General features: G+C 34.5%; 12 protein-coding genes. 6 read left to right on the forward strand and 6 right to left on the reverse strand.

Annotated features, from left to right (window positions below; all coding sequences use genetic code 11):
* Positions 1-131: 131 nt before the first annotated feature.
* The 4 genes from GMA17_RS02030 to GMA17_RS02045 are packed head-to-tail and all read right to left on the reverse strand — an operon-like array spanning position 132 to position 4,622.
* A complete protein-coding gene (locus GMA17_RS02030) occupies positions 132-1,403 on the reverse strand; it encodes an adenylosuccinate synthase (protein ID WP_248398592.1) in 1,272 nt (423 codons plus the stop codon).
* An 11-nt stretch (positions 1,404-1,414) separates the two neighbouring features.
* The gene (locus tag GMA17_RS02035) at positions 1,415-1,867 is read right to left on the reverse strand and encodes a Fur family transcriptional regulator (RefSeq protein ID WP_092208756.1); all 453 of its coding nucleotides are present in this window, start codon (positions 1,865-1,867) and stop codon (positions 1,415-1,417) included.
* 26 nt (positions 1,868-1,893) lie between these two features.
* Complete coding sequence (locus tag GMA17_RS02040; protein ID WP_248398594.1) at positions 1,894-4,116, reverse strand: bifunctional (p)ppGpp synthetase/guanosine-3',5'-bis(diphosphate) 3'-pyrophosphohydrolase; 2,223 nt, start codon at positions 4,114-4,116, stop codon at positions 1,894-1,896.
* Between the two features lie 47 nt (positions 4,117-4,163).
* Positions 4,164-4,622 (reverse strand): SRPBCC family protein, encoded by a 459-nt coding sequence (locus GMA17_RS02045; protein WP_248398596.1) that lies wholly within the window; start codon positions 4,620-4,622, stop codon positions 4,164-4,166.
* A 156-nt stretch (positions 4,623-4,778) separates the two neighbouring features.
* On the opposite strand from GMA17_RS02045, the gene GMA17_RS02050 reads away from it, so the two are divergent.
* From GMA17_RS02050 to GMA17_RS02075, 6 genes are all read left to right on the forward strand, one after another.
* Positions 4,779-6,728 (forward strand): peptidylprolyl isomerase, encoded by a 1,950-nt coding sequence (locus tag GMA17_RS02050; RefSeq protein WP_248398598.1) that lies wholly within the window; start codon positions 4,779-4,781, stop codon positions 6,726-6,728.
* Positions 6,729-7,586: a peptidyl-prolyl cis-trans isomerase gene (locus GMA17_RS02055; protein WP_248398600.1), complete on the forward strand. Its 858-nt coding sequence runs from the start codon at positions 6,729-6,731 to the stop codon at positions 7,584-7,586.
* Positions 7,549-9,000, forward strand: a complete 1,452-nt coding sequence (locus GMA17_RS02060; RefSeq protein ID WP_248398603.1) for a peptidylprolyl isomerase — start codon at positions 7,549-7,551, stop codon at positions 8,998-9,000. The genes GMA17_RS02055 and GMA17_RS02060 overlap by 38 nt, the downstream gene beginning before the upstream one ends.
* Before the next feature lie 2 nt (positions 9,001-9,002).
* Positions 9,003-9,956, forward strand: coding sequence for a MoxR family ATPase (locus tag GMA17_RS02065; RefSeq protein WP_248398606.1), 954 nt, complete (start codon positions 9,003-9,005; stop codon positions 9,954-9,956).
* A gap of 235 nt (positions 9,957-10,191) precedes the next feature.
* A complete protein-coding gene (locus GMA17_RS02070; protein ID WP_248398609.1) occupies positions 10,192-12,456 on the forward strand; it encodes an aconitate hydratase in 2,265 nt (754 codons plus the stop codon).
* Positions 12,457-12,564: 108 nt separating this feature from the next.
* Positions 12,565-13,134 carry a TlpA disulfide reductase family protein gene (locus tag GMA17_RS02075; RefSeq protein ID WP_248398612.1) on the forward strand — a complete coding sequence of 190 codons (570 nt, stop codon included), beginning with the start codon at positions 12,565-12,567 and terminating at the stop codon, positions 13,132-13,134.
* Here GMA17_RS02075 and GMA17_RS02080 read toward each other — a convergent pair.
* Entirely contained in the window at positions 13,120-14,274 is a 1,155-nt protein-coding gene (locus GMA17_RS02080; RefSeq protein WP_248398614.1) for a lycopene cyclase family protein, read from the reverse strand. The genes GMA17_RS02075 and GMA17_RS02080 overlap by 15 nt on opposite strands.
* A 21-nt stretch (positions 14,275-14,295) precedes the next feature.
* On the reverse strand, positions 14,296-14,745 hold the full coding sequence (locus tag GMA17_RS02085; RefSeq protein ID WP_248400601.1) for a sterol desaturase family protein: 450 nt from the start codon (positions 14,743-14,745) through the stop codon (positions 14,296-14,298).
* Positions 14,746-14,747: the final 2 nt, after the last annotated feature.

The raw sequence follows: 14,747 nt of genomic DNA on the forward strand, positions 1-14,747 counted from the left end.
GTTTGTGAAATTTTTAATAGAAATTGAGCGTTAACAAAAAAACCTGTCAAGAAATTTATCCTGACAGGTTTCGTTTTTTTATAAGATGCTTCGCTCTATTTTAAATGATACTTCAATCGTAAAAATAGAACTTACATAAAAATCGTCTGTTTTCTATCTGGTCCAACAGAAACTACAGTAATGGGAATTTCTAATTCTTTTTCCAAGAAAGCGATATAATCGTTCAATTCTTTTGGGAATTGCGATTTTTCAGTCATTTTGGTTAAATCGTCTTTCCAACCAGCGAAATCTGAATAGATAGGTTTAATATTTTCAGGTTCTATATTATAAGGTAAATGCGTAATGGTTTCACCTTTATATTCGTAAGCTGTACAAATTTTAAGTGTTTCAAATCCGGAAAGGACATCGCCTTTCATCATCATTAATTTGGTAACACCATTTACTTGACAAGCATATTTTAAAGCCACTAAATCCAACCAGCCACAACGTCTAGCACGACCAGTAACGGCGCCAAATTCACGACCTATTCTAGCCATATCTTCGCCAACTGTATCAAACAATTCTGTTGGAAATGGACCAGAACCAACACGGGTTGTATAGGCTTTAAAAATACCATAAACATCGCCAATTTGATTTGGCGCCACACCTAAACCAGTACAAGCACCAGCAGCAGTTGTGTTGCTAGAGGTTACAAAAGGATAGGTCCCGAAATCGATATCTAACAGCGAACCTTGAGCACCTTCGGCTAAAATAGTTTTACCTGCTTTTTGGGCTTGGTATAAATATTCTTCTGAATCAATAAATGTTAATTCCTTTAAGCGCTCTATTGCTTCAAAAAATTCAGTTTCTAATTCTTCTAAATCATATTCAATCTTCACATTGTAAAAGTCAATCATGGCTTCATGCTTATTAGCAAGCGCACGATATTTATCTTTCCAGTCAACCAATTCTAAATCGCCAACACGAATACCATTTCTACCTGTTTTGTCCATATAAGTTGGGCCAATACCTTTTAAAGTCGAACCAATTTTAGCCTTCCCTTTGGAGGTTTCGCTGGCGGCATCCAACATACGGTGCGTTGGTAAAATAATATGTGCTTTTCTAGAAATGATTAATTTCTTTTTATAATCAATGTTAAATTGATCAAGTCCTTCTAATTCTTTTACAAACACAACAGGATCAATCACCACACCATTACCAATGACATTTATGGAATCGTCGTGAAAAATTCCAGAAGGAATCGTTCGTAAAACGTGTTTAATACCATCAAATTCCAAGGTGTGCCCAGCATTTGGTCCGCCTTGAAAACGGGCAATAATGTTGTAGTTGGAGGTTAAAACATCAACAATTTTTCCTTTGCCTTCGTCTCCCCATTGTAATCCTAGTAGTAAGTCTACTGCCATGTTGTAAAATATTATTTAGTTGTTTTCTTGTTGCCGTAAAAGTAGAGTGAATGATTTGTGATTTCAATATCAAAAACTTCTTCAATTGTTTTCTTTATAGATTGAATTCGCGGATCGCAGAACTCGATTACTTCTCCTGTATCTGTTAAAATAACATGGTCATGTTGCTTATCAAAATACGATTTTTCATAATGTGCCTGATTTTGCCCAAATTGATGTTTACGCACCAAACCACATTCTAAAAGAAGTTCAATAGTGTTGTATAAGGTTGCACGACTAACACGATACTTTTTGTTTTTCATGTTCAAGTACAACGATTCTATATCAAAGTGTTCTTCGCTATTATAAATTTCTTGTAAAATAGCATAGCGTTCTGGTGTTTTACGGTGCCCTTTATCACTTAAAAAGGCTGTAAACACATTCTTAACTATCTCCTGGTTTTTTGTATCGGTTTTAACGCTCATAATCGGCTGCAAATTTACACATATTTTTAAACTCTTTGTACTTTATCAATACCATTAATTTTTTTTAGGTTATCCATCAGCTTTTTCAAGATATTATTGTTTTGAACAACCACATTTATTTTACCTGAAAAAATCCCGCCATCACTTTCAAAACTAATGCTTTTCATGTTTACATGCATGTTGGATGAAATAACTTTCGTAATCGTATTTACTAATCCCAAATTATCAATACCAGATAAAATAATTTGTGCTGGAAATTCTTGTTGTGATGAATCTATCCATTTGGCCGTCATAATGCGGTAGGCATAATTAGACTGTAAGCTTACAGCATTTGGACAGTTTTTTTTATGAATTTTTAATCCATCATTAATGGTTAAGAATCCAAAAACAGGATCCCCAGGAATTGGATTGCAACAATTGGCAAATTTATAGTCTAGCTTTTCTTCTTCTTTTCCAAAAACTAATAAATCATATTTAGAAGTTATTTCATCTTTTTCAAGTTCTTCCTTTGGAATATTAGGCTTTCTAGAGATTTTGTTTTTAATATAACTCATGAAAGCATTGCTTCGGGATGATGCAAACTCCTTGAGCATGGTATTATCAATAGACCCTGTACCAATGCGGTAAAACAAATCGAGACTCGTTTTAAGTTTGAAGAAATTTACCAGTTCATTGACAGATTTCTCATCCAACACAATTTTTAATTGTTTTAATTTCCGACGAAGAATTTCCTTACCATCTTCAGCAACTATTTTCTTGTCTTCTTTTAAAGCTGATTTTATTTTACTGCGTGCTTTTGCCGTAGTGGCATAATCCAGCCAGTTTGGATTAGGTTTGGCATTTTCGGCAGTTAAAATATCCAACCGATCACCACTTTTTAATTCGTGACTTAAGGGAACTAGTTTTCCATTTACTTTGGCACCACGTGTTTTCATGCCAACTTCGGTGTGGATGCTAAAGGCAAAATCTAGAGGCGTGGCACCTTTTGGAAGCGATTTTAAATCGCCTTTTGGTGTGAAAACAAAAATTTCTTTGGAGTAGAGGTTAAGTTTAAATTGCTCTACAAAATCAATAGCATTTGTTTCTGGGTTTTCTAACGTTTCTTGTAATTTGGAAATCCAGCTATCAATACTATCATCTTCATTCTCGCTGCCTTCTTTGTACTTATAGTGCGCGGCATAGCCTTTTTCGGCTATTTCATTCATACGTTCGCTTCGGATTTGCACTTCTACCCAACGACTTTTTGGGCCAACAACGGTAATGTGTAGGGCTTCGTAACCCGTAGATTTTGGGGAGGAAATCCAATCGCGTAAACGGATAGGGTTGGGGCGAAAATGATCCGTTACAATGGAATATATTTTCCAAGCTAGAAATTTTTCGTTTTCAGGATCACTTTTATAAATGATTCGTACCGCAAATTTGTCATAAATCTCATCGAAAGAAACACCTTGATTTAAAATTTTCTTACGGATGGAGAAAATGGACTTCGGTCTCCCTTTTATTTCGTAATTTAATTGTTCCTTATCCAAAGAGGTCGAAATTACTTTACTAAACTCCTTGATATAGAGGTCCTGGTCCTCTTTACTTTCTTTTATTTTGTTGAGAATATCAAAATACACTTCCGGTTCGGTGTATTTTAACCCTAAATCTTCTAATTCAGTTTTAATGTTATACAGCCCAATTCGGTGTGCAAGAGGTGCATATATATAGAGGGTTTCTGAAGCAATTTTAATCTGTTTATCCGCTCGCATAGAATCCATGGTCTGCATATTGTGCAAGCGATCTGCAATTTTAATAATGATAACCCGAACGTCATCATTTAAAGTCAGTAGCATTTTCCTGAAATTCTCCGCCTGCATGGAAACATCCATATCTGTGTCCTTATTCAGCGAGGATATTTTAGTTAAACCATCTACAATTTTAGCAACGGTTTCACCAAATTGGTCTTCAATATCTTTAATGGTGTAACGCTCGCTGTCTTCAACAACATCGTGTAATAGTGCGGCGGTAATGGATGTGGCATCTAGCCCAATTTCTTTGGCAACTATTTTAGCAACAGCAATAGGATGAAAAATATAAGCTTCGCCAGATTTTCTGCGCTGATCTTTATGTGCATCCACAGCCACATCAAAAGCTTTTCTAATTAGAATTTTATCTTCTTTAGAAAGCGTTTGATAGCTTACGCTCAGTAATTCGCGATATGCTTTGGTAATTTTGGCATTTTCCTTTTCGATGTCAATTTCTGTCATAAAAATAAAAATAGTATAAAGAATTTTAGTTTACAATAATTGGCTGTTTATTTTTTGCGGATTACAGCCGTTTCATTTTCGGCAAAACTTTTAAAATTTTTTAAATAAGTTTTTGTTTGATTTATAAAGGTTTTAGGCATAACTAAAAGCATCATACGCATTTTAAAATTGGTTGGAATATATTCGTTCCTTGAAGTCCATACGATCTCTGAAACTGAAATGGCCTTAAAATAATTTTCTTGAATGTTATAAAGCCCATTGCTTTCATAGGTAAAATGCAACTTATGCGGTAATTTGCTTTCAGAAATAGTTTGAATTAAAAAGAAAGGCTTTTTATTTAACACATAATGTAGCTGTATTTTAGAGCCTGTTTCACCTGGCGTGCCGTAAATATGATCATAATGAGTAAGTCCCTCTTGCCAGTGTTTTAAATTTTCCACATTATTAAATTTACAGATAAATGCTTTTAAACTTAAATTAATGTGTATTTCAGATGTGTATGTCATGCACAATAGGAGTTTGTATAAATAAAGATACAATTATTATTGGTTTTGGTATCTATTAATTCCACATACTAAAAAACTTTATTATCCGTTTGTAATGCCACTTGTATTATGGGTTAATATTCCTATTTTTGCAAGAATTCAAAAAACAAATTTCTGATGTTTAGATCTATATATGTTTTAATATGCTTCGTTGTTTTTGCTGCTACCCAAGCGCAAACTACTGATAAACCTGTTTTGTTTACGGTTGCGGATACACCCGTTTATTCGGAAGAATTTATTCGAATATTTAATAAAAATCTAGATTTAGTAAAAGATGAGTCTCAAAAAGATGTGGATTCGTATTTGGAGCTATTCATAAATTATAAGTTGAAAATAAAAGAAGCACAAGCAAAAGGTCTGGATACCATGCCAACCTATGTTCGTGAATTGAGTAACTATAAATCCCAATTGGCTAAAAATTATTTAACCGACACGAAAGTTACGGATGCACTTGTAGAAGAGGCATACCATCGTACAGCCAATGAGGTAAAAGCGAGTCATGTGTTAATTCGTTTGGACGAAAATGCTTCACCACAAGACACCTTAAAAGCTTATAATGAATTATTGAAATTGCGCGATCGAATTTTAAAGGAAGGTTTTCAGCCTGTTCAAAAGGAGGTTCATAACGGAAAAACTGTATATGCTGAAAATTTAGGTTATTTCTCCGCGTTTAAAATGGTGTATGATTTTGAAAACGCTGCCTATACTACCAAAGTGGACGATGTTTCCATGCCTTTTAAAACACGTTTTGGATACCATATTGTTTTAGTGGAAGATGCAAGACCATCCAGAGGTGAACGCACGGTTGCACATATTATGATAAATAATAAGCGTGATGATAAATTGGAAGACGCTGAAACACGTATTCATGAAATTTATAAAAAAATACAGCAAGGTGAATCGTTTGAGTCTCTAGCAAAACAGTTTTCTGAAGATCGAAGCTCATCAGAAAACGGTGGAAAATTAGCTGCTTTTAGTGGTGGGCAATTAAGCTCTACAGAATTTGAAGATGTGGCATTTGGACTAAAAAATGAAGGAGACATTTCAGCACCTTTTGAAAGTAGTTTTGGATGGCATATTATCAAATTATTAGATAAATCTGAAGTAGCAGATTTTAATACCATGAAATCTGAATTAGAAGCGCGTGTAAAGCGGGATTCACGTTCGCAATTAATAAATACGTCCATTGTTAATACCTTAAAAGAACGCTATAATGTAAAGGATAATCCAGAAGCTTTAGCGTATTTTGAGTCTATTATGAATGAAGGGTATTTTTTAGGTTCTTGGAAATTGCCAGAAGATTTTACAGCTGCCAAAACCTTGGTGGTTATTGATGCCAAAACAATTACATACGATGATTTTGGTCAGTACCTTTTTAAAAATCAACGTAGAGCAATATCCAGAAAACCGTTTAATGCTATTGTAAAAGAAAACTACGATGCTTTTTTAAATGCGAATTTAATACAGTACCAAGAAGATAATTTGGAAAATGAAAGCGAAGATTTTGCAAACATCGTCACAGAATATCGTGATGGTTTATTGTTATTTGATTTAATGGAGACTGAAATATGGAATGCATCAAAAACAGATTCGGTGGCATTACAAGCCTATTTTAATGCTAATAAAAACAAATACAATTGGCGTAAGCGAATAGATGCTGATGTGGCCTCGTCATCCAATAAAAAGGTTATAAAAAAGGCTCAAAAAATGTTGGAAGCTGGCCAGTCACCAGAAGCCATTAAAGAAGCTTTAAATACAAATGGCGTTGTTGACGTCATATTTACATCCGGAATTATGGATAAGGAACACCAAGCCGTTACCGCGGATATGAGTTTTGAAAAAGGTGTTTCTAAAATTTATCGTCATGATGCAGCTTATGTTGTAGCAAATGTAAAAGAAGTTTTACCCGAATCACCAAAAACCTATGAGGAAGCCAAAGGCCAAATTATAAGCGATTACCAGATTGTTAAGGAAAAACAATGGCTAGAATCTTTAGAACAGAAATACCCTGTGAAAGTTAATGAGTCAGTTTTAAAAAACGTTAAAGCTGAATTAAAAAACAATTAATTGAAACACGCCTATTTTAGCATATTAATGAGTGCCTTTTTGCTCGTGTCTTGTGAATATTTTTACAAACATGAAGTTGAGCAAACAGCAGTGGCACGTGTTAATGATGTTTTTTTATATACTGATGATTTACAACATTTGTTCACCGAAAATATGAGTTCAGAAGACAGTCTACTACGTGTAAATAATTTTATTACACGTTGGGCTACCCAGCAATTGCTGGTTGCGGGCGCAGAATTAAATCTTAACGAAAAAAAACTTCAGGATTTTAATAGGCTGGCCAAACAGTATAAAAACGATTTATATGCAACTTCTTATTTAGATGCTTTAGTTCGTAAAAATATTGATACCGTTGTTACAGAAAGTGAAGCGGAAACATACTACACGAACAATCCGGATATTTTCACGCTTAAGGAGAACCTCATCAAGTTTAGATATATTCATGTGGATGAAAACCGATTGGATATAAACGATTTAAAAACCAAGTTTCAACGGTTTGATGCAGATGATAAAAGGGAATTGGATTCCATAGCCATTCAGTTTAAATCCTATTCATTAAACGATTCAATTTGGATTAAAGTAACGCAAGCCATCAAAAAAATACCAGTAGTTACAACTGAAAATAAAAATGAATTGTTAAAAAAATCTAATTTTATACAACTCAAAGATTCATTAGGCCTATATTTGATGCAAATTGAAGATGTTTTAGAACGTAACAGTGCGGCGCCATTGGAATATATTAAACCAACAATAGACCAAATTGTTATCAATAAACGAAAATTAGAACTCATTAAAGAATTAGAAAAAGATATTACAAAAGATGCTATTAAAAATAAACAATTTGAAATCTACAATTAGTCGTATGCGCCATATATTTACTGTATTAGCTATACTTTTTTCTGTTGCTATTCAGGCTCAAGAAATTATTGAAGATGAAGCACCAGCTGCTCAAAAGAAAGTAGATACAACCTTAACATCTGGAGCACAAAAAATTGACGGTGTAGCGGCAGTTGTTGGAGAATACGTGATATTAGATTCTGATGTGGATGCTAATATTATTCAACTAAAAGCACAAGGTGCTTCTTTAGATGGCGTAACACGTTGTCAACTATTTGGCAAATTAATGGAAGATAAGCTTTACGCGCATCACGCTGTGCAAGATAGTATTGTCGTGTCAGATGCTGAAATTCGTTCCAATGTAGACTACCAATTACAACAGTTCTTGGCGCAATCAGGAAAAACCATGGAGGAACTTCTGGAATTATATAGTCATCCAAATGAAAAAGCCTTCAGAGATGAAATGTATGAAATTAATAAGAGTCAGAAATTAGCAAGTGAAATGCAAAAAAAGATTCTTGATGGGATTGAGATTACTCCAGAAGAAACACGCCAATTTTTTAATCAGATTCCAAAGGACGAACGTCCAACATTTGGTACAGAATTAAAAGTATCTCAAATTGTAATAGAGCCGAAAATATCAGAAGAAGAAAACCAACGGGTTATCAATCAATTAAAGGAATTTAAAGCCGATGTTATAGAAAATGGTGCAAACTTCCGCTCGAAAGTGGTGTTGTATTCAGATGATAAAGCCTCTATTCCCCAAGGTGGAATGTACACGTTAAACAGGAAACAACCACGAATGGTTAAAGAGTTTCGTGAAGTAGCCTTTTCATTACAAGAAGGTGAAATCTCCGATCCGGTGAAAACAGAATATGGTTACCATATTATATATTTAGAAAAAATTAGAGGACAAGAGTTTGACGTACGTCATATTTTGTTAATTCCTAAAGTATCCGATGCAGCAGTGGCAGAAGCACGTGAGAAATTAACGAAAATCAGACAGCGTATAGTGGATGGTGATATTAGTTTTGCAGATGCAGCTCGAGAGTCAAGTGATGAAAAGGAAACACGCAGTGAAGGCGGATTTTTAATTAATCCAGAAACACAAGATTATAATTTCGAATTAACAAAGATTGATCCTGAAGTATATGGACAAATTCAAGATTTAAAGGAAGGGGATGTCAGTTTGGTACTTACGGATCAAGGACGATCTGGAAATGTGAAATTTAAGATTATGATGGTAAGCGATCGTGTTGAGGAACATGTTGCTGATTATGCACGCGATTATTTAAAAATTAAAGAACTAGCACTTAACGAAAAACGCATTAGAGCTATTGATAAATGGCAAAATGAAAAAATCATGGATACCTATATTAAAATAAATAATGAATATAGAGATTGTGAATTTTCTAGTAACTGGTTAAAACAATAAATATGTCTGATGTTGTTGCAATTGAAAGCTTCGTAAAAAAATATAAACTATTAAAAACCGAGATTGCCAAAGTTATTATTGGTCAAGATGCGGTTGTTGATCAAATTCTAATCTCCATTTTTTCTGGTGGTCATGCCTTATTAATTGGTGTGCCTGGTTTAGCAAAAACGTTAATGGTTAATACCATTTCGCAAGCATTAGGACTTAATTTTAAGCGTATTCAATTCACACCAGATTTAATGCCTAGTGATATTCTAGGAAGTGAAATATTAGATGAAAACAGAAATTTTAAATTCATAAAAGGCCCTGTTTTCGCCAATATTATTCTTGCCGATGAAATTAACAGAACACCGCCAAAAACGCAAGCAGCTTTATTAGAAGCTATGCAAGAGCGCTCGGTTACTGTTTCAGGACATCATTATAAATTAGATTTACCTTACTTTGTTTTGGCAACGCAAAACCCTATTGAGCAGGAGGGAACGTATCCCTTACCAGAAGCGCAATTGGACCGATTTATGTTTGCTATTAATTTGGACTACCCAACCTTTGAGGAAGAAGTTGCTGTAGTAAAAGCCACCACTTCCGATGTTCAGAATACAGTGAATCCCTTGTTTACAGCACAAGAAATTGTGGATATCCAACACTTATTACGTCGTATTCCTGTGGCGGATAATGTGGTGGAATATGCAGTAAAAATGACGGGTAAAACGAGACCAAATAGCCCACAAGCAGCAGATTTAGTTAAAAACTACATAGATTGGGGAGCAGGACCTAGAGCCTCACAAAATTTAATTTTAGCTGCCAAGACGCATGCGGCAATTCACGGTAAGTTTTCGCCAGATATGGAAAACGTTCAAGCTGTAGCATACTCTATTTTTAAACACCGAATTATTAAGAACTATAAGGCAGAAGCGGAAGGTATTACCGAAGAACAGATTATTACCAGTTTATTTTAAGTCGTTCTAAATTAATTCATTTATAATATTTTCACCATTAATTGTTAAATTAATATTTTTTATACAAAAATTTTGATTTTAATGTGGTTATTTTCTTTAGAAGTGATATTTCCTTAAATATCCTTCAATGATAAGACGTTTTCGTTACATATTTTTTAATCTTCTTTAAAATTTGTATTTTTGCAGTCCCATTAGATTGGAGATAAAAAAGTTTATTCACTATTAAATATATAATATGGCATTCGATATTGACATGATCAAAAAGGTTTATGCAAATATGGCTGAACGTGTAGATAAAGCACGTGAAGTTGTTGGTAAACCATTAACACTTTCAGAAAAGATTTTATACGCACATCTTTGGGATGGTAATCCTACTAAAGCGTTTGTAAGAGGTAAAGATTATGTGGATTTTGCTCCAGACCGTATTGCATTGCAAGATGCTACGGCGCAAATGGCCTTATTACAATTTATGCAAGCAGGCAAAGCTAAAGTAGCTGTTCCTACAACTACGCATTGTGATCACTTAATTCAAGCGAAACAAGGTGCTGTACCAGATTTAAAGCGTGCAAATGAAACTAGTAATGAGGTGTTCGATTTTTTAGCCTCTGTTTCTAAAAAGTATGGTCTTGGTTTCTGGAAACCAGGAGCAGGTATTATTCACCAAGTGGTACTTGAAAATTATGCATTTCCCGGTGGAATGATGATTGGAACCGATTCACATACTGTTAATGCAGGTGGATTAGGAATGGTTGCCATTGGAGTAGGTGGTGCTGATGCTGTAGATGTTATGGCAGGAATGGCTTGGGAATTAAAATTCCCGAAGTTAATTGGTGTTAAATTAACAGGTAGCTTAAATGGATGGACATCTGCAAAAGATGTAATCCTTAAAGTGGCTGGAATCCTTACTGTAAAAGGTGGAACTGGTGCTATTGTTGAATATTTTGGCCCTGGCGCTAAAAATTTATCATGTACTGGTAAAGGAACAATTTGTAATATGGGTGCCGAAATTGGTGCGACTACATCTACATTTGGTTATGATGATTCCATGGAACGTTATTTACGTGCAACAGATAGAAATGATATTGCCGATGAAGCCAATAAAATCCGTGAGTATTTAACAGGTGATGATGAAGTATATGCATCTCCAGAGCAATATTTTGATCAAGTTATTGAAATTAATTTAGATACCTTACGCCCACATTTAAATGGACCTTTTACACCAGATTTAGCTACAGAAGTTGGTGAGCTTGGTGAAAAAGCAAGAAAAAATGATTGGCCTTTAAAAGTTGATTGGGGATTAATTGGGTCTTGTACGAACTCGTCTTACGAGGATTTAACCCGTGCAGCCTCCATTGCAAAGCAAGCGGTAGATAAAAATATTAAAGCAAAATCCGATTTTGGTATTAATCCAGGTTCAGAGCAAATTCGTTTTACGGCAGAACGTGATGGCGTTTTAAAAATATTTGAAGATTTAAACGCTACTATCTTTACAAATGCTTGTGGTCCTTGTATTGGACAATGGGATAGAAGTGATAGAAAAGGTGATGAAAAGAATACGATTGTACATTCTTTCAACAGAAACTTCTCAAAACGTGCCGATGGTAATCCAAATACGCATGCCTTTGTAGGTTCGCCAGAAATGGTTGCGGCTATCGCTATTTCAGGCCGTTTGGATTTTGATCCTATGAATGATACCTTACTAAACGAAGATGGGCAAGAAATTAAATTAGATGAACCAAAAGGTTTAGAGTTGCCACCTTTAGGATTTGATGTTAAAGAATCTGGTTATGTGGCACCAGTAGAAGATGGTAGTAAAGTAGATGTATCTGTTAATCCTAATTCAGAGCGTTTACAATTATTAGAGCCATTTACACCTATTGGAAATAAAATTACAGGTGCTAAATTATTAATTAAAGCTTTCGGGAAATGTACCACGGACCATATTTCTATGGCTGGACCTTGGTTGCGTTTTAGAGGACATTTAGATAATATTTCGAACAACATGCTTATTGGAGCTGTTAACGCCTTTGGTAAGAAAACAAACTTTGTTAAAAATCAACTAACAGGTGAGTATGGCGGTGTTCCAGATGTAGCAAGAGATTATAAAGCTAACGGCATTTACTCAATAGTTGTGGGAGACCATAATTATGGTGAAGGTTCATCTCGTGAGCACGCAGCTATGGAGCCAAGACACTTGGGTGTTGCCGCTGTTTTAGTTAAATCGTTCGCGCGTATTCATGAAACCAACTTGAAAAAGCAAGGTATGTTAGGTTTAACATTTGCTAATGAAAGTGATTACGATTTAATCCAAGAAGATGATACCATCAACTTCCTTGATTTAGATAGTTTTGCGCCAGATAAGCCATTAACATTAGAGTTTGTCCATGCAGATGGCTCTAAAGATGTTATAGTAACCAATCATACTTACAACCAAGCACAAATTGATTGGTATAATGAAGGTTCTGCTTTAAATTTAATTAAGAAAGAAAACAACGCTTAATATTTAAGTCTGTTTTAAATATTTAAACTCCTGATAATTTATTTTTTCAGGAGTTTTTTTTTGTTAGGATTCCGCAATGTTAGCGACAAATGAATTTTACTTGACACTATGAAGAAACCGAAGTTTACAACCAGTAATATTATTTTTATTATCGTGATTGCGTTGTTAATTATTCCACAAACACGACAGCCAATTCAAATCTTTTTACAGAAAGGCTTGGCAATGATTAGTCCTTCCCAAATTAGCGCTGATAAACGCGAGATTTTAGAATCCTACGAGAATTGGAAGCTAGTGGACTCAAAAGGAAATCTATTCGATTTTAAACAAGCCGAAGGAAAAGTGGTGTTTATTAATTTCTGGGCAACCTGGTGTCCGCCATGTATTGCTGAAATGCCAAGTATTGATAATTTATATGCCGATTATAAGGATCAGGTGGTTTTTCTATTAGTTTCAAATGAAAAATCTAAAACCATCACTGATTTCAAAAGTAAAAACGATTATAATTTCGAATTTTACCAATCGGTAACCAACACCCCAAAGCAATTTCATACTTCAAGTATTCCACAAACCTATCTTATTGATAAATCTGGGGCTATTGTAATGGATAAATCCGGTGCTGCAAACTGGAATAGTGATTCTGTGAGACAATTATTAGATGATTTGTTAGCGTCTGAATAATACACGGAAAAACGCATTAATAAAACGCCATGAAAACAGGGAGCGCATAATTTTTACATCTTCAGTAAAAGATGATTCTTCATCTAAAAACCGAAACATGGTAGGGATGGCGTTTTTCGCATAAAATTGCTCGAAAATCCAAACACCTTTCTCGTTATTTGTTTTTAAAACATTAAGGAAAATTTTATCGTAGAATTTATATTTCTTTTTAAAGAGCTTATTTGAAGGCTGTTGCCTGTTTTTAATATTGGAAATTATAACCGCTACATTTTTTTCTGTATGCTTAAACGAATAACCCGTTGAGCCTTTTACCCAACCGCCTCCAGTACCAATTTTAGTTATATGCTTGGTATTATAGTTCCAAAAAGGAAAATCCGTCATAGGAATATTGCCCATTTCGGTTTCAACAATTTTGTACTTTTCAATTTCTAAATGACTTTCAATATAATCTTTTATAGCATCATCATAAACGGATTCTGAAACAGTTTCCGGTGTAAAAAAGGTATATTCAATAAGTGCTCGCGTTTCTGAAAAAGGTAGTACATAAACAAAACTTGTGGAATTTTGATGTTGAAACCGATAATCCATCATGGTGATAGCATTAGGATTAAAATGAGGGGTTTCGGTTTCAATAATCCAACCTTTAAAATGTTGTTGTACTAATGTAAATTTTTCTATTTCGGAGTTATAATCCTTTGGAATTCTACTATCAAAAACGTGATCTGCTGTGTACGTTTCCACCTTACCTTGTACCAAAACGTTATTCGTTTCGGTTGTAGAAATAATAGAATCGTTTATAAAATATATGTTTTCCGATTTTTGTAAAATTTCCTTCGCCCAATTATAAAAATCAATAGATCGGATGCTTTTATAGGTGTATGGATTTAAAGGCAGTGTGAGTGATAGTGAATTGGAGTAAAAACGTGCCGTTTCCCAAGATCTTTCAACTATTGCATCCCATTTGCTCATGCCAATTTCCCAAAAACTCCATGTTTTATCATTAGAAGACTTATCAGAAGGGTCAATTAATGCAACCTTTTTATGTTTAAGTACATTATCCTCGGAGAAACCTAAAGCAAGCTGTAAACCTGCGAGACCATGTCCAATAATGATATAATCGAAATGATTTTCGTAAGACATGAAACGGTTGGTTAATATTGATTATTTTTTGAAGTATTTAAAAGGAACAAATAGCATTCCGAAGCATTCACCATCATCTTTACCCAAATGTTTATGGTGCATTTTATGCGCACGACGCACGCCTTTGGCGTACCAATTATTGGCATTTCGTAACAATTTGAAACGTTGGTGGATAAAAATATCGTGAACAAAAAAATAAGCCAGTCCGTAGGCAAAAATTCCCAAACCTAAAGGGAGTCCCGCCCAAAAGTCCGCATATCTCCATGTTAAAAACAGGCTAATACTAACCACGGCATAAAAAATAAAAAACAAATCATTTCGTTCAAACCAACTGTCATGCTTTTTATGGTGATGGTCTTTATGTAAACTCCATAAAATCCCATGCATAATGTATTTATGAGTAAACCAAGCCATGAATTCCATAAAGAGGAATGTGCCAATAAAAACTAATATCCACAAAATAATATCCATCA

Origin of the sequence: Bizionia sp. M204 (assembly GCF_023205095.1) — a bacterium.
GTDB lineage: Bacteria > Bacteroidota > Bacteroidia > Flavobacteriales > Flavobacteriaceae > Algorimicrobium > Algorimicrobium hallyeonense.